Raw genomic sequence first — 17,822 nt, 5'->3', positions numbered from 1 at the left:
GCCCCCGGCTTCACAAAAAAGCTGCCCATATTCAAAAAGTGGCAATTATGAGATGATATTGATAACAACTTATTTGGCGTATTTCACACACCTGTCTTTAAAACTTTCGTGTTACTTCTCTTACATTTATGAAAATTGCTTCATTCGCTATATTAGTCGTTTTGCTTAACGGCTTGTTGGGCTGGTCAACTAACTTGCCTCAGAACGTCGGAGCGGACGTCCCATCCGGAAAACTCAATAGCCTATCTTTCGCGCCGTTTCGGGAGGGCCAAGGCCCATTGGATGAAAAATTTCCCACGCCCGAACAAATTGACGACGACTTGCGTTTAATGAGCGACAAAACTCATTCCATACGCACTTATGCCAGTGCCGAAGGCAATATGCCGCTCATTCCCGCGTTGGCGCGCAAACATGGCTTAAAGATGATTCAAGGCGCTTGGCTGGGATCTATAAAGGCTGACAATAAAGCTGAAGTCGCAGAGGTCATCCGTTCCGCCAATGCCAATCCCGACGTGGTCAAAAGGATTATTGTCGGTAACGAGGTGTTATTACGCGGCGACCTGGATATTAAAACGTTGATCGAATACATACGAGAGGTCAAACGCTCGGTTAAGCAGCCGGTCTCTTATGCGGATGTATGGTCGATATACATGAAATACCCAGAGTTAATTAAAGAAGTGGATTATATTACTATCCACATCCTGCCCTACTGGGAAGATGAGCCTATCACCGTAGATCAAGCCCCTGAGCATGTCGAACGTATTGTTAAGCAAGTTCAACATGAAGCTGATACGATTGCCCCCAACAAGCCGATACTGATCGGCGAATCGGGCTGGCCCGGCGAAGGCCGTCAACGCGGCTGGTCTGTGCCTAGCGTAGTCAACGAAGCCAAATTCATCCGCGCGTTGATCAAGGTCGCCAATCAAAACGGCTTTGATTACAACATCGTCGAAGCTTTTAATCAATCGTGGAAAAGCGAGCTTGAAGGCGTGGTCGGGGCAAACTGGGGACTTTACTCGGTCGATCGTAAAGAGGTTTTTCCTTTAACAGGTTTAGTGTACGAAAACCCCGATTGGCTCAACACTGTCATCCTTTCAACAATGCTTTTCCTAATCATCGTCGCTTACAGTTGGAAGCCGTTGAAATCATTATCTTCAATGCATCTTGCGATTTTCTTGCTGTTCTCGCAGATCCTTACCTTCTTACTGGTGAGCATGACTGGGGACTTGTGGTACACCAGTTACAGCAACTGGCAGCGTTTCCAGACACTATTAACCGTGGGCTTAAACGCCGTTTTAGCAGGATTGATATTGCAGCGCGGCTATAGCTTATTGACCAATCGAGCGGCTGATCCAAAATTTGGCGCCTGGATTTATACGCTCTACATATTGTTTGCCGGATTTGCCGTTTATAAAACTTTTGGTTTAGCAATAGACGGACGCTATATCAGCTTTCCGACCCCATCGTTTTATATCCCTGTTATGGGAATCTTCGGATTAATGATCATCAGCATTATTACCGAGTGTTCATGGTCGCTGCCGCTTATGGACATTAACAAATTGGCAGGCCACCAAAATGCCAAAGCGGATCAGGATAAGATAATAGGTTATGCCTTACTGGCTATGAGCTTGACCCTTACTATCTGGGAAACCAAAGCGTTCATAATAGGTAGGGACTTTATCCTTGCTTATCCGAACATCGCCGAAAGAATTGGCGTTGCCTTTATTTTTTCTGCAACCAACTATCAACTGGTGATCTGGCTAGCGTGCCTGGCCATTCTCACCTTACCGCTCCTAGTGAGTGGCAACAAAACCGGCAAATAGTAAATACCATACCTATTTGCCGTTCAATAACTGTTCTTTGCTTATAAATTTTTACTTCAATACAACATTTTTTAAACTGATTACGCATTAAAAAGATTCTATACTTTCTTAAATAACCTGAAGTAAACTAGGGAAAATATAAAGTTCTAACCCAGCAAAAAATTAAGGAAAATATGCGTAACATTAAATTGTTTGAATCCGCCAATCATCGCTTCATTTTACTTAATGAAAGTGAACCGGGCGAAGAAGACGGGGTACGTTCCAATCAATATTTGATCACGCATCATAATGACGGGGTATTGCTCGATCCAGGCGGTTTTGGAGTAATGCCCCGCGTTCTGGCGGAGATGCTGCGTTACGTAGGACCAGAACAAATCAAAGCTATTTTCCTGTCTCATCAAGACCCTGACATCGTTGGAGGCCTGTCGACTTGGTTGGAACTGTGCCACTCGCCAGTTTATGTGTCCAGCATTTGGATACGCTTTTTACCTCATTACGGCTTAAAGGATATGGCCCGGTTTATCGGCGTACCCAACGAAGGCATGGACTGTGAACCATCGCCCGATTTCAAACTAAAAATCGTACCTGCCCATTTTCTACACTCCGAAGGGCAAATTAATGTATATGATCCTATTTCTAAAATTCTATTCACTGGCGATATTGGCGCAGCAATGTTGCCTAGTGATAAAAACGAAGCTTTCGTAGACGACTTCTCTGCTCATATTCCCTATATCGACGGATTCCACCGGCGTTACATGTGCTCTAATAAAGCAATACGCTGTTGGCTAGATACTATTGCCGACTTGGATATCGCCATGATCGCTCCGCAGCATGGACCTGTTTACCGAGGTAATGCGGTACAAGATTTTCTAAGCTGGCTCAAAAACTTAAAATGCGGCATTGATTTAATGCAATCAGGTGGGCGCTTTTCAAAGGAAGATTAAGCATGAATAGTTTATCGCAACCAACTCATTTGGAGACTTTGCGCCTTAAGGTCATCAGCCAAATTGCCGGAATCTTAGAAAACCAGTCACGTGCCCAGCGCTATGCTACAAGTTTGTCCGAACTTAACCAGAACATGCGCCAAGAGGTTATCAGTAAATTGTTAACAACTATGTCGACCATGGCGGCAAACGACTCCGCAGCCATGATTGCCCTGATCCCAACAATTACCCACATTATCAATACCTGCACCCGATTGGATAAAAGCCTCGACTTATTATTTCCGCAATACAATGATCAATGGGCATCTACCAATCAACACATCCAAGATCTGATGATTGAATTTAATCAGACATTGCTTGAACTATCATCTGTTTTGATTGAAAAGGACTTGTTGGAGCGGCAAAGCCGGGTGTTAGAGCGCATTATCCTGTCGCACGAACATATCTCCCAGTGGAAAGAGTTTGTACAGGAAATTCTGGCGGATTTTTATTCCATTTTTCCGTTCAACTTTTTTTACATCGCGTTTGCGGAGGAAAATGGCTTATCGCTCTACTTGTACTATCTTGGCGCATGCTCGGATGAGATACGTTCGCAAGCCCGTGGCATATTAAGCAAACAAATGCTTCAAAGCATTGGCCTGCCTTCCGACGCGCCGCTGGATATTGAAGAGTTTCATATCCATTGCGGAGCCGAAATCAAGACCGCTTTAGATATCCGTATGATTAGCGTCCCCGTAGCCGATCATTCACCCAATTTAGCGGGTTTATTAGGCGTTGCTTACGCAGCAGAAAGCACACTATCCGCACAAGAAGCCAGCGTCATTCGCGCCATACTCGCAGTCATGGTCATGGTTGTAGGCTCCAGCAAGGTCCTATCGCGCACGCTTTTAGAACTGGAATACTATGCGGCGCATGACCCGCTGACCGGGCTGCATAACCGCCGGCAATTTAACGATCTTTTACATTATGAAATCGGGCGTTCCGAGCGTCATCATCATGAGTTTAGCGTACTCATGCTTGATCTGGACGACTTTAAAGACATTAACGATTCCTATGGCCATCCCACTGGCGATACGGCGCTGTGCGCCGTCGCCACCGTTTTACTTGAGCATACGCGTAAAGGCGATTTATGCGCTCGTGTCGGCGGAGACGAGTTTGCGATTATCCTGACCGAAACCGATCCCAACGGCGCGCGGATAGTGGCTGAAAATATAGGCCGTGCGCTAAGGGAAATGGCACTATCGTCAGCACAAGGCAATCAATTTCATTTGACCGTTTCGATAGGCGTGAGCAGTTATCCCATTAATGGAGTAACTATCGATAATTTGCTGGAAGGCGTCGATCTTGCCATGTATAAAGCTAAAGACATAGGCAAAAACAGTGTCTGTACCTTTAACTCAGCGGAGCAACGCGTCAGTATTCGTGAAACGCGGGATAATGCGGAAAATCTGCGCGAGGCATTAAAAGAAAAGCGTATTATTCCTTACTATCAATCGATTGTTAACTGTCAAACCGGCGAACTCTATGCCTTTGAAACGCTGGCCCGGCTTAAAGCACCGACAGGAGAGACAACTTCGGCGGCGACATTTATCGAAACGATTGAAAAATATGGCTTGGCGCGAGAGCTAGACCTCGCAATGATTAATAATTCTTTTGCTGCAAAACGCGCTTGTATCGATGCTAATCTTCCGGAATCGAATGCGAAGATCTTTATCAATTTATCGGTACAAGAAATTCAAGGGCGCGGTATTTTAGGCTATGCGGAAGATCTTTGTCAGGAACTGCAACTTCCTCCTGAAAGTATTGTATTTGAATTACTTGAACGTGATGCGATCGGCGATATGACCAATATGCGCCGTTTCCTGACCAATCTGCGCCGGAAAGGTTTTGCTTTCGCTTTGGACGATTTCGGCACCGGTTATAACTCGTTTCATTATTTGCGTGAATTACGCTTTGAATATGTCAAAATCGATGGCGCCTTTGTTCGCAATATTCTGACCTCTAAAGTGGATTACGCTTTGGTGCGTAATTTATCCCGGCTATGCCAGGATCTGGATATTCTTACTATCGCCGAATTTGTCGAGAATCAAGAAATTTGGGAGGCTCTTAAGGATATGGGCATCAATTTCGCCCAAGGCTATCACATCAGCATGCCGCTGCCTGAAATGCGGCTAGCTTTGAAGATTTGATTTAAATATTACGGTATCACTCACCGACTAAGCTCATGTAGTTTTCTTGCCAATAACGCAAAACTTATCGTTCCAACTGTCTCAAAACCGCGGCCGCTTCCTCCAAACCCTGCTTTGCAGCTTTACGGTACAGACTCAATGCTTGCATATTATCCTTTGCCACCCCTACGCCATTGGCATACATATCGCCCAAACTGTATTGAGCTCGAGCGTCTCCCTGTGCAGCGGCTTTGCTGAGCCAGGCAACGGCTAGACTGTTATCCTTCACCACGCCCTGTCCTTTTAAATACATCATGCCCAGATTATATTGGGCAATAACATCGCCCTGTTCAGCCGCCTTATAACACCAATAAACGGCCAGATTATAATTCTGCGCTACACCTTTTCCAGTCGCATACATAAAACCCAGCTTTGTTTGCGCTTCTCTGTGTCCTTGTTTAGCGGCCTTGTCAAACCACTCAAGCGCTTGTTCATCATCTTTGGCAATGCCTTGCCCATTCGCATATATCAAGCCGGCATTAAACTGTGCGTCTGCATTTCCCTGTTTCGCCAACTGCAAATAGAGCGATAGTGCTTTCTGCACTTGACCTTCTCTACCAAACTTCGCGGCCTTTTTCATAATCTCGGCAATATCTTGTTGATTAACAGGGGGAGCCATTACTGCCGTTGATTTGAACCCAGGCACGTAAAAGATGCTTACCACAAGCACGATACCGATAATGCTAGCAATCCAAAAAATTCGGTTTGGTTTTTTTAAGGTATGAATAATGAAAAGCTGTATCTTGTCCACAAGCGAGCAGATACTTTTCCAAAATTTATTGATTGTTGCCAAAAAGAGAGAGAAGGAACTTCTTTTAAGCGCTACCTCTGCCGCTGACGGTGTGGCATAACTTTTTGAGACAATTTGCATTATGCGCTGCGCTTCATTAAGCGCTTGCGCCCTTTCCTGCTTTTCTATCCATTGATCATGTTCGGATCTTTTGTTGGAATCCGATAAAACTGCGTAAGCGCTGTTGATAGTTTTCATTATCCGTAACGCTTCATCATGCCCGCCTGCGTATTTATCCGGATGATACTTTTGGGAAAGGGCTTTATAAGCGGCTTTGATAACGCTTACAGGTGCATTACGCGATACGTTTAAGCTGTCGTAATGTGTTTTGAATTTAGCCATATAGTTTCCAATTCCACGGATGGGCTTTCATGTCTTAGTATCTAATCCACACAATCACATAATACACCTACTTTAAATACTCGACCTCCATGTGAATGCTATGGGATGGCGGGAAATAGATAGAATGCCCACCAAACAATTTCAACAACTTGTTATTGGCAAGTTTCCAGCGTTGTTGCCGCAGTGCCTTTCCAAGGCATACCAAACATCACGGTTACAACATCCCAAGCAGTCCATGTAGCAGGGTCTGTAAAATCAACTGTAGCAGAGTCGGCCAAAATGCCGATCAATTGCCATGTGCCTGTATTTAGTCCGGTACCAACACCTCCTCCTGCGACATCCAAACGAATAGACGAACCAAATACAACTTCTGTAAATGAAGCCGTATTGAAATTATTAGCTCCAGCCAAATAGGGAATTAGTGTGCCTCCCGTCATAGCAGCTTGAATGGCGGCCGCATCAGCATAAGCTGTTACGGAAACCCCGGTCGTCGTTGCACCTATAAGCCCCTTGCTGATCGAATAAAATTTATTGGCTCCGTTAACGGCATCGGGATTATAAAAAAACAGGTGAAGATCCAAAGGAGATAGCGGTGCAGCCGTAGTAGAAGCAGGATTTGTTGCGTCATAGACTGCCGTAAATGTTACGGCATCGGTTTTTGTAATATCGTTGCAAGGTGAAATTTTGGTAGAAGTGGGCAATGTTTTTGCAATTTTTTCGCCCGCACTGCCTTTCGGAAAACTGACTGAGACTTTTATTGCGGCGGCCGTTGCCACATTGGTCATCAGACTAAAAGTTACCAGCGATAACGCAAGCAACCAAGATTTAAAAGTAGTCATGATTAATCTCCTGTTTTAATTATCACGATTTAACGTATTCAGTAGAGCCAAACGCAACAAGTTTATTGTTTAATGCTCGATACGAAGGCATAGTCAATGTTAAGTATTAGTCGGCTATTGCCCGCCAAACTTTAGTCTCAGGCAGTGAATATTCGGCAATGATGTCCGCAATTCTTACGTTCAAAGCCATCTTCTATTTGCGATCCAAGCTATTGGCCAGCTTTATTCCACTTTTATCAATTATGATTAATTGCTGTTTGTAGAGTGCGCCGATTGCCTGTTTAAATACTTTTTTACTAACCCCGAACGCGGCATAAATGTCTTCCGGCGGGCTTTTATCGCTTAGCATCAAGACCCCGTTATTGGCTTCCAGCTTAGCCAAAATTTTGTCGGTCAGCGAAACGACCTTGCCGTATCCCGGCTGATGTAAGCTAAGATCAATTTTACCGTCGTCCCGTATTTGCTTAATATAACCGTCCAGCTTCTGGCCTTTGCTGACCGGCTGGAACAATTCGTTCTGATACAACATACCCCAGTAGCTATTGTTGATGATAGCTTTAACGCCCAGGTCGGATTTGTCGGCAATAATCAATGAAACTTTTTGGCCGGCTTCAAAGTCACCGCCTTCGTCGCTGAGCAATTTATCTATTTTGGTGGTTGCCGCAATGCGGCTTTGATCGTCAAGAAACACCTTGACTAAGTAAGACCGCCCTACTTCCATCTCATGATGTTGTTCACTAAAAGGGACCAGCAAATCTTTAGGCAGGCCCCAATCCAGAAACGCGCCGACATAATTAAGCGACACTACCTTTAGCCAAGCTATATCATCCACCTGAGCCAATGGTTTCTTTGTAGTGGCCGCCAAATGGCCTTCTGAATCCACGTAAACAAATACATCGAGCGTATCGCCAACTTGGCAGTTTGCGGGCAACTTTCTGTCCGCCAACAGTACCTTTGCCGAAACTCCATCATCCAGATAAACATTAGCGCCTTGTTGTTTTACAACTTTCAGCTTATTTATTTTGCCGATTCTTATCATAAGTTATTTGATTTGGTTGATTTGCTATGGCTTGCGAACGGTCGTACTTAATTCAAGCGATAAAAGTAGTTTAAACTCACCACGAAGACTCGAAGAGCACGAAGAAAATACAGAACTTCGTGGTGAATATTTAATATCACTTGCGCTAATGCCCTGTATTAACTGGTAATCAAAAACCTGACTGCATCCAGCCTCAATTGCGCAGCCTGGATATTTTCATGCGCAAGCATGGTCATATCTTTTAACTGCTCGATTTCTTCAGTTCTGATTGTCGGATTTACTTTTTTCAATCTGACCAAGCGTTTTATCTCACTGCTTAGCGATTCCAACATGGCTTGGGTTGCTTGCTCAACCAATTGCTGCATATCGGCTTTGGCTTTTTGCTCGGCCACACTCACTAAATTGACAAGATGCGGTCTCTGGCTGCTCAAAAAAGCAATGATCTTATGTTTATCAAACTTGATACCCGCTTCAACCAAATCGCGGTGATCGATATCCGCGCTTAAATCCTTGGCGTTTTGATCAACCAACACCCGAATCGGCGTATGCGGCAGGAACCTCCCGATCTGTAACTCGGCAGGTGCGCTACATTCGGCAATAAACAAACACTCCAGCAAAAACTGCCCCGCTTTAAGATCGCTGTGTTTGATCACACTGATCGCGGCGTTGCCGGTTTCGCTGGACAACACCATGTCCATCGACGCCGTGACAATCGGATGTTCCCAAGTCATAAACTGCATATCTTCCCGCGCCAACGCAATATGCCGATCAACGGTAACGGTGATGCCATCCTCGGTTAGCCCGGGAAAATGCGACACGCGCAAATGGTCGCTGGGACGGACAATGAAGCAATCCGGCGAATGGAACTCGGTATCCACGCCGTAACATTCGAAAACATCCTCCATATAAGGCCACAGCACGCCTTCCTTCTCATAGGCATTCAACTGATCGATAAGCTGATCGGCCAACTCCTTGCGGCAAGAGTTCAATTCCAGCAATTGATCGCGGCCATTATGCATTTCCGCTTCAAGTTCAACGCTTAACGTCTTTGTTTTGACAATAAGACTGTCAATATCAGCTGGGGTTTTGCTCTCCAAAACCGCGCTCAGCTCATCGTGCAGAATATCCGCAACCCGCTGAGCCGATGAACTGTTACAAGCAAACGCATTCAGGCCCTCATCATACCAACGGTACAGCACTTCATTATCGGTATGCTCTAGATAAGGCACATGAATCTGAATAATGTGTTTTTGCCCTATACGGTCAAGACGGCCTATACGCTGTTGCAATAAATCGGGATTGGTCGGTAAATCCATTAATATCAAATGATGGACGAACTGGAAATTTCTACCTTCACTGCCGATTTCGGAACAAATCAACAGCCGTGCCGCACTTTCCGGATCGGCAAAAAAAGCGGCCGCCCGGTCGCGCTCGATAATGCTCATCCCTTCATGAAACACAGCCGATGCAATACCGGCGCGATTCTTCAGGGTTTGTTCCAAGTCAATTGCAGTTTGCGCCTGCTTACAGATAACCAAGGCTTTCTGTCCGGCCAATTCCTTAACTTTGTCTACGAGCCATAAATAACGCAAGTCTTGCTGCCAATCATCGGTATTCGGACGGCCGCTCAACGCGTATCCATAACGTTCCCGCTCAGGAAAGCCCTGTACCGTTTGCCGCGAATTCCGGAATAAAATCCGCCCGGTACCATGATGATCCAGCAATACTTTAATCAACGCATCGCGTGCTGCCGCCGATTTTTCCGGATCGTTCAGATTTTTTATCAAGCTATCAACATTGTCATCCTTAAGCAGCTCGACTAGATGCTGTTGCTCCTTTTCATCCAAGGTTTTGTCGGCAAGCAGGGACTTAGCCGCGTTGGCCACCGGTTCGAATAGGCGCTCTTCCTCGACAAAAGCAGCAAAGTTGTAAAAACGATCGGGATCGAGCAGCCTTAACCTTGCGAAATGACTTTCCTTACCCAGCTGTTCCGGCGTTGCGGTCAATAAGATCAAGCTCGGAGAAACCTGGGCCAATTGCTCGACAAACAGGTAATCGGCACTAGGAGCTTGCTCGCTCCATTCCAGATGGTGTGCCTCGTCGACGATTACCATATCCCAACCTGCGTCAATAGCCTGTTGTTGACGACGAGGATAATTGGAGAAAAAGCGCTGACTACATAAAATCAATTGTTCGCTTAAAAACGGATTCTCGTCATCATCCTTCGTTTCCTCTTCAGCGAGCATATCGTCTTCCGCATAAGTATTAAGACAACGAGCCTCGTCAAAGATACTAAAACGCAAATTAAAACGCCGGAGCATTTCGACCAGCCATTGATGCAACAACGTTTCCGGCACGATAATCAAGACCCGGTTACTCAAGCCGTTAATCAATCGATGGTGCAAAATCAGGCCGGCTTCGATAGTTTTACCCAAACCGACCTCATCGGCCAGCATGATTCGCGGTGCCGACCGGTTAGCCGACTCATGCGCAATAAATAACTGATGCGGAATAAGAGACGCGCGACCGCCCAGCAAGCCTTTAACCGGGGACTGCTGATGTTGCTGCAATCTGCGCCAAGTTTCATAGCGCAATAAAAACCAAGCACTGGGATCAACTTGGCCAAGAAACAAGCGATCCTGAGGCTTATTAAATTGAATATGATGATTCAGTTCCACTTCATCGAGCTGAACTTCCTGTCCATACTCGTTTTTTCCAATATACGTAATTAAGCCGCCCTGCTCGGTTAAACCGGTTACAGTTACTTTATCTTCATCAATCGACTCGATAATGTCGCCTACAGAAAACCGGACGCGCGTTAACGGCGCATTATCTTGCGCATACATACGTTTTTCGTCGCACGCTAAAAAAAGCACGGTGACCCGCTTGTGCGCCACATCGAGAATAAGACCTAAGCCGAGTTCAGACTCGGTGTTACTAATCCAGCGTTGACCGGGGATAAACTGTTCCATTTATTAAGATGCCATTAAGATTGGGTAAATATTGATTCGAGTAGGCTAACATTATAAGCGAGACAGCAGAATTATTCCGGCAATTAATCAGCTTCATGTAACAGCGCCGCGGTATAAAGCTGAGTTGAGCGGCTTGCCTGCTCAAACCCTGCTTATGCCCTTTGGATATAAGAATGGGCTTTAATGTTCCTCAAAAACCTCTGCATTCGTTAAGGGGCCATTAAGGTTAAGACGAATAATATGAATTCAAAGCTTATCACTGGTCAATCCGCCTTTGTCGGTCAACCCGGGTGCATACTAAATTAATTATTTAAGGAAGATAACCATGAAAAAATCGTTTTTTGTAAGTCCGCTGTTTATGTTGGCAATTATTTACTCGTCCTCATCATATGCGTCCGGAGGAGAAGGCCACGGTCATGGAAGAGGACACCATAAGCATTATTATCCGGAACAAGCGAGATACTATCCGGAACAGCCTAGGTATTCAAATTATCAAGACCCACGATCTCATCAAGGTTTAGCTGGGGGCGTTGTCGGTAGCGTTTTAGGCTACGAAATAGGCAATGGCGATCCTATTGCTACCGGATTGGGCGCAGCTGCCGGTTCTTTTCTGGGCAACGGAATCGCAGGCAGACGCTGATACGATTTAACCTTAAAGCTGAGTTGAGCGGCTTGTCCGCTCATACGAAACTTATGCCCTTTGGGTATAAATAACTCATCTATTTAACCGACAAATTTGATCTTAATTAACCTAACAACAAACCGAATAATTTCAGAGAGAAGACCATGAAAAAGTTACTTTTTTTAATTCAATTAACCACTGTCATTACGCTATTTTCATCTGCATCGTATGCCGATGATTGGGGGCATTGGAGGCACCACGGCGGTCACGGCTGGGAACATCACCATGGGCACCACCATCACGACTATTATCCGCAACCGCAAATAAACTATTATCCCCAACCACAAATCAATTATTACCCGGCACCGCAAATTAACTATTATCCGCAGCCCCAAGTTAACTATTATCAAAGACAAGCGCAATATTCAGGCGATCCACGTTCGCACCAAGGCTTAGCCGGCGGCGTAATAGGCAGTGTTTTTGGCTATGAACTGGGTAGCGGCGATCCTATTGCTACCGGATTGGGCGCAGCTGCCGGTTCTTTTCTAGGCAACGGAATGAGATAAATCTCAAAGCCATACAGATAGCTAACTAAAGATAAATAAGGGATTAAGCCTTTCCGGTTTAATCCCTTAGCGTCTCACTAACAGATATTACGCACAGAGTGAACATCTCCCGTTTGCCGCGCCGATCATAGCCTGTGGGGGGGCAAATTTGAATCGCCATCGACTGGGGGCCTGCTGGGTGAAAAGTATCGCACCTTCAGGTGCGAGAACCCGATTCAAATAAACTGTCGCGCTAGCGACGCCTTAAGTCTAAATTCAACTAAATGCGTAACATCAGTCATTAAGAAATTTTCCGTTAAACGCCCTCCCGTACATACCTGAAGTCGTTACCAACTGTAAATACAACGAAGATGCGCCGTTAAATAATAAAGCCAGAGGCGGTTCCTTTGCCGAAAAGAAAGGTGTTATACTCAAACTCTCGGAAGCAGGGGCCAATCATCAAAACAAGCAGCATGCAAACCGGTCAAAACCATAAATATAAATATCGGCTCTGCCAAGACACTAAGCTATACATCTGAATCTATAGAGTGCAAAGATCGGCAAGCTTGTATTAATTTTATGTTAAATACATTTTCACGTTCCACGGAACATTGTAATTCTCTACGCCATACTTGATTTTTGAAGCCCTCCTAAGCCGTTTTTTACCTTAACTGGAGAACCTCGAAATACAATTTTTAGGTATCCGTTCATGATTAAATTATCAAAAACTCCACGCACTATTTTGCTGGTAGATGATGAAGTCAACATCACCAATGCTCTTAAGCGTACCTTGCGAAACGATGGTTACACCATCCTGATAGCCAATAGCGGCGAAGAAGGACTTGCCTTATTGGCAGAGCATGAAGTGGGCGTTATCATTTCCGACCAACGCATGCCTCATATGACCGGCATAGAATTCCTGCGTAAAGTTAAATTGCTTTATCCCAAAACATTGCGCATTGTCTTGTCCGGTTATACTGAACTTGAATCGATTACCAACGCTATTAATGACGGTGCGATTTATAAGTTTTTAACCAAACCTTGGGATGACGATTTGCTCAAGAATAACATTCGCGAAGCATTTCAATATTATGAAATGGAGCGAGAGAATTTACGTCTGACTAAAGAGCTCCAAGCTGTCAATGACAAACTTTCCAGACTCAATCAAAATCTTGCGCAAAAAGTAGCGGATAAAACTTGCGAGATTATACACAGTATCAATTTGCTGCAAATTTCACAGGAGATTCTTGAATACTTACCCATAGGCATTATCGGTATTGACGAACAAAACATGATCGTGGTTTCCAACCGGCGTGCCGAAGAAATATTCTGTCAGCCTACCGGCATTTGCCTGCTCGGCCTTATGGCGGGCGATGTTTTACCGGAAGTGCTTTTAAAATTATTACAAGACCACTACCCTAGTAATCTTGTACAGTTTGATGCCGGAATTATAACGTTGAATAAGGGGGTTTCCGTACATGTCCATATGAACACTATGGGTGGTATTAGTCAGTCCAAAGGAATTGTTATTGCACTATCGCCATTAAAGGAGAATTGAAATGCCCGCCTTAAACGATAATTTTGCATGTTTAGCGAATTTGCCGTCGATGCCGGCATTGCTTATGGAAGCGTTAGAACAGATTAATAACAAACAACAAAACTTATCGGCGCTAGCCGATCAAATCAGCTCAGACCCCTCGATGGCGATACGTATACTACGCATCGTCAATTCGCCTTTTTACGGCATGTCCAGGGAAATTGGCTCTTTGCGAGAAGCCATTGTATTGCTAGGCATTAATCGGATAAGAGACATGTTAATTAGCATCTGCTTTTCGAAAATGCTGCCCGTACAACATACTGAGTTTAATTACAACCTATTCTGGCGCCATAGCATAGGCGTTGCCGAATGCACCCGACTCCTTGCAAATTGCACCTCTTCCAATCCTGATCTTGCGTTTACAGCGGGTTTACTGCATGACATCGGGGATATATTAATTGCGATACTCTTTCCGGACAAATTTAGCCAACTAATCACCGTATCCGCATCATTTGGAATAGAAGCGGAACAACAGATTTTAGGTTTTAATCATACGATTATAGGGGGAAAAGCCGCGCAATATTGGAATCTTCCAGTAGTTATCCAAGAAGCTATCGAACAACATGAAACACCGCCCATTTCCAATACCAGCAAGTCACTTGGGCTGCTAGTCTATACCGCCAATTTATTAATGCTTAAAACCGAACAACCCGATAAATCAGTTTTAGAGAAAGCACTTACAATACTTAACGTTTCAATCGATCAAGCCGCATATTGCGCCAATACCGCCCAACAATTTGCCGATCACGTTATTAGCCGGCACTGAACAACAAAAATATACACCTAGGGAATTATGCCATAATACCGGTATCACTCTTCTTTGGTTTCTTACAAACGACATGACTATCTTGAATTGGAACAGTCAACTGGAGCTAGGCATAGACTCCGTTGATAAGCAACATAAACATCTAATCGATTTGACTAACCAATTAGACGAAGCTGTTGCTATCGGCGCCGAACGCGACACCCTGATCAAAATTATCAATGACTTAATCAATTATACGGTGTACCACTTTCAGCATGAAGAACAACTGATGCTGGCTGCAGAATTCAACCCAACGCTGTATGTTATCCATGAAGCGGAACATAGAGAGTTTGTAGCCAAAATGCTAACGGTCCAGCGCGAAGTCGAGACCGATGTTAATACGCTTTCAGAAGACTTGATGGACTACTTGGTCAACTGGCTTTGTCACCACATCCTCAGTACCGACAAGCAAATGGCGCTCAGCCTTATTAAAGGCATTGATGCGGCGCAAATTCAAATTGATAAACAAGAACACCATGAAATCATGCAAAGCAATTTATATTCTGCTTTGCGCGAAAGTGAAAACCGCTTTAAGGAACTGGCCGAAAATATCTCGGCATTGATCTGGATTACCAACGCTAACCATGTGCCGATTTTTTGCAATCACTTCTGGTTTACCACTTTTAATTTACAAGCCGACACGCTCACACGCGAACAATGGTTAAACAGGATACATCCGGAAGACCGGGACAATGTCACCCAAACCTATATACGTGCGGCTAAAGAACTCAGTAAATTCAAAATCCAATACCGCGTACTCAATACCAACGGCAAAATCACCTGGATCTACGAAACAGCAGTACCTAGAGTACGTAAAAATAACAGCTTTGCCGGCTTGATGGGTTGCGGCATGGACATTACCTCGCAAAAACAAGCCGAAACAGTGCTGGCGCGCAGTAATGCACAATTAGAAGAGGAAGTTGAAAAACGCACTCAAGAACTTATCAAAATTAATAAAACACTGGAATTTGAAAAAAACCAACAACTGCTGTTGAACAAACAACTACAAGAAGCGCAAATGCACTTGTTACAGTCGGAAAAAATGGCATCTATCGGCCAATTAGCCGCCGGCGTGGCGCACGAAATCAACAATCCCATCGGCTATATCAATTCCAACCTGAGCTCGTTAAAAAACTATATCGATAATTTACTGGCACTGATTGCGATTTATGAAAAAGCTGAAACAATTACCGACGACACCGGCCAGCTCAAACAAATTAGAGCCTTTAAGCAAAAAATCGATCTTGAGTTTTTAAAAACCGACGTTCTCGATTTATTGGAAGAATCGCATGAAGGCGCAACACGGGTAAAAAAAATCATTCAAGATTTGAAAGACTTTTCTCGTCTCGGCGGCGATGACGATTGGCAATGGGCCGACTTGCACGTAGGTCTTGAAAGCACGCTTAATATTGTTAATAATGAAATCAAATACAAAGCGAAAGTAGTCAAAGAACTTGGTTGTCTACCTGAAGTAAAATGTTTGCCCCATCAGCTTAACCAGGTGTTTATGAATTTGCTGATCAATGCGGCACATGCCATTGAAGATAAAGGCATTATTACCTTGCGAACCGGAACAACAAACGATCGCGTGTGGGTAGAAATCAGCGATACCGGCAAAGGCATCGCTTCTGAACATCTGAGCAAAATTTTCGATCCTTTCTTTACTACCAAGCCGGTTGGTAAAGGAACCGGATTAGGCCTCTCCGTCTCTTACAGCATTATCCAAAGACATCAAGGAGAGATTCAACTGAGCAGTCAAGTAGGTCAAGGAACGAGCTTTCGAATTATCTTACCTATTAATGGCGTGTCTAATGAAAATGCGCCAGATGGCGGTCGTACGAATTGAAATAGAGCTGGAATTACTATGCTGACAGATCTGCCAACCGTTACTAATGACGAACCTGCCGCAATATTGTTTGTCGACGATGAAGCGAATGTGCTTAAGGCCTTGCGCCGCTTGTTTCATCATGAAGCGTGCTTAACCTACTTTGCCTCAAGCGGCGCCGAAGGCCTGGAAATCCTACAACAATACCCCGTCGACCTGGTTATTTCCGATATGCGCATGCCGGAAATGAACGGCGCGGAATTCTTAGCCCAAGTTTTCACGCAGTGGCCTGACACGATCCGCATCTTGCTGACCGGCTACGCCGATTTGCAATCGACCATTGACGCAGTCAATAAAGGGCGCATTTACAATTACTGCAATAAACCCTGGAATGACGAAGAACTTAAGCTGCTGGTCCGCAATGCCCTGGAACAAAAACGCCTGCGCGAAGAACGGGATCGTTTATCAGAGCTTGTCCATCAACAAAATAAAGAATTAAAAGAGCTCAACGAACACCTGGAAGAGAAAGTCGAGCAGCGTACCGAACAGCTCAAAAACACGATGCAGCATCTTGACCAAGCGAATAATAACTTAAAAAAACAATACATCGATTCTATTAAAGCATTCTCGCGCATCATAGAAATGCGTCCTGGCATTAAAAGCGGACAATCAAAATATATCGCGGAAAAATCCTTACTGGTTGCACGCAAACTGGGCATGAGCACGGAAGAAAAGCAGAATATTTTCTATGCCGGGTTACTGATACAAATCGGCAAAATGAGCTTGCAAGATAGTTTGCTCTCTGAGCCCTATTATTCGATACCGCTTGCCGACATACGCCGTTATTTAAATCATGCGGTAGAAGGCGAGACTTTATTAAAGGGGTTGACTCAGTTAAAAGGCGCATCTATTTTCATCCGTCATCAATACGAACGTTATGACGGCTCGGGCTTTCCCGACAGTCTCGCTAAGCAAAAGATTCCGTTAGGCTCCCGCATTCTGAGCGTAGTTGGCGACTATATCTCGTATCTCGAAGGTGCGATGACCGGCGAAGCGATGTCTGTCAGCGCCACAATCAATCAATTAATGAGCCGGAAAGAAAGCTATTATGATCCTGAGGTCATCGACGCTTTCATTCAAGTGCTTAGAGAGGACGCCGATGTTGAAGAGGACATTATTGTAGAGAAACCTAGTCTCGAAAAATCATGGCGAAACAGCAGGCTATTTGATGTTTCGAATACTACCGTAGAGCGGCCTGTAGTGGAAATTTCATGGATACAACTGAAACCGGGCATGGAAATAGAAAGCGTCTACTTTGAGGGTAAACCTTATATTAGAAATTGCGTCATTGATCACAAAACAATCAGTAATATCAATTCACTAAGAGAGAATACCGGCAAGAACCCCGTCATTAAAATTCGTGTGGGTAAAAAGTAATGGCCCACAAACCT

Annotated in this window: 13 protein-coding genes; 9 read left to right on the top strand and 4 right to left on the bottom strand. The window is 44.6% G+C overall.

Features of this window, described 5'->3' with window-relative positions; genetic code table 11:
- Positions 1-128: 128 nt before the first annotated feature.
- The 3 genes from EKO24_RS22005 to EKO24_RS21995 all read left to right on the top strand — a co-directional run bounded on the left by EKO24_RS22005 (position 129) and on the right by EKO24_RS21995 (position 4,956).
- On the top strand, positions 129-1,823 hold the full coding sequence (locus tag EKO24_RS22005) for a glycoside hydrolase family 17 protein (protein WP_127026682.1): 1,695 nt from the start codon (positions 129-131) through the stop codon (positions 1,821-1,823).
- 173 nt (positions 1,824-1,996) lie between these two features.
- Positions 1,997-2,767 (top strand): oxygen-binding di-iron domain-containing protein, encoded by a 771-nt coding sequence (locus tag EKO24_RS22000; protein WP_127026683.1) that lies wholly within the window; start codon positions 1,997-1,999, stop codon positions 2,765-2,767.
- 2 nt (positions 2,768-2,769) lie between these two features.
- Positions 2,770-4,956 carry a putative bifunctional diguanylate cyclase/phosphodiesterase gene (locus EKO24_RS21995; protein WP_127026684.1) on the top strand — a complete coding sequence of 729 codons (2,187 nt, stop codon included), beginning with the start codon at positions 2,770-2,772 and terminating at the stop codon, positions 4,954-4,956.
- Between the two features lie 64 nt (positions 4,957-5,020).
- Here the strand turns inward: EKO24_RS21995 and EKO24_RS21990 are convergent, their stop codons facing one another.
- The 4 genes from EKO24_RS21990 to rapA form a co-directional block, all read right to left on the bottom strand.
- A complete protein-coding gene (locus EKO24_RS21990) occupies positions 5,021-6,127 on the bottom strand; it encodes a J domain-containing protein (RefSeq protein ID WP_143733404.1) in 1,107 nt (368 codons plus the stop codon).
- Positions 6,128-6,279: 152 nt separating this feature from the next.
- Positions 6,280-6,966, bottom strand: coding sequence for a hypothetical protein (locus tag EKO24_RS21985; protein WP_127026685.1), 687 nt, complete (start codon positions 6,964-6,966; stop codon positions 6,280-6,282).
- A gap of 193 nt (positions 6,967-7,159) precedes the next feature.
- Positions 7,160-8,005: a CvfB family protein gene (locus tag EKO24_RS21980; protein WP_127026686.1), complete on the bottom strand. Its 846-nt coding sequence runs from the start codon at positions 8,003-8,005 to the stop codon at positions 7,160-7,162.
- A gap of 158 nt (positions 8,006-8,163) precedes the next feature.
- Positions 8,164-10,977: an RNA polymerase-associated protein RapA gene (gene rapA / locus EKO24_RS21975; protein ID WP_127026687.1), complete on the bottom strand. Its 2,814-nt coding sequence runs from the start codon at positions 10,975-10,977 to the stop codon at positions 8,164-8,166.
- Between the two features lie 325 nt (positions 10,978-11,302).
- Between rapA and EKO24_RS21970 the strand changes: the two genes are divergently transcribed.
- The 6 genes from EKO24_RS21970 to nosR all read left to right on the top strand — a co-directional run bounded on the left by EKO24_RS21970 (position 11,303) and on the right by nosR (position 17,808).
- Positions 11,303-11,617, top strand: coding sequence for a glycine zipper 2TM domain-containing protein (locus EKO24_RS21970; RefSeq protein ID WP_127026688.1), 315 nt, complete (start codon positions 11,303-11,305; stop codon positions 11,615-11,617).
- 146 nt (positions 11,618-11,763) lie between these two features.
- A complete protein-coding gene (locus EKO24_RS21965; RefSeq protein WP_127026689.1) occupies positions 11,764-12,165 on the top strand; it encodes a glycine zipper 2TM domain-containing protein in 402 nt (133 codons plus the stop codon).
- Positions 12,166-12,853: 688 nt separating this feature from the next.
- Positions 12,854-13,702 carry a response regulator gene (locus EKO24_RS21960; RefSeq protein WP_127026690.1) on the top strand — a complete coding sequence of 283 codons (849 nt, stop codon included), beginning with the start codon at positions 12,854-12,856 and terminating at the stop codon, positions 13,700-13,702.
- Position 13,703: 1 nt separating this feature from the next.
- Positions 13,704-14,507 carry an HDOD domain-containing protein gene (locus EKO24_RS21955; protein WP_127026691.1) on the top strand — a complete coding sequence of 268 codons (804 nt, stop codon included), beginning with the start codon at positions 13,704-13,706 and terminating at the stop codon, positions 14,505-14,507.
- 73 nt (positions 14,508-14,580) lie between these two features.
- Positions 14,581-16,392 carry a bacteriohemerythrin gene (locus EKO24_RS21950; RefSeq protein ID WP_127026692.1) on the top strand — a complete coding sequence of 604 codons (1,812 nt, stop codon included), beginning with the start codon at positions 14,581-14,583 and terminating at the stop codon, positions 16,390-16,392.
- Between the two features lie 18 nt (positions 16,393-16,410).
- Positions 16,411-17,808: a response regulator c-di-GMP phosphodiesterase, NosR family gene (gene nosR, locus EKO24_RS21945; protein WP_127026693.1), complete on the top strand. Its 1,398-nt coding sequence runs from the start codon at positions 16,411-16,413 to the stop codon at positions 17,806-17,808.
- The last annotated feature ends 14 nt before the right edge of the window (positions 17,809-17,822 follow it).

Origin of the sequence: Candidatus Methylobacter oryzae (genome assembly GCF_003994235.2) — a bacterium.
Taxonomy (GTDB): Bacteria; Pseudomonadota; Gammaproteobacteria; order Methylococcales; family Methylomonadaceae; genus Methylobacter_A; species Methylobacter_A oryzae.
This window is presented reverse-complemented; position numbering and strand designations above follow the sequence as displayed.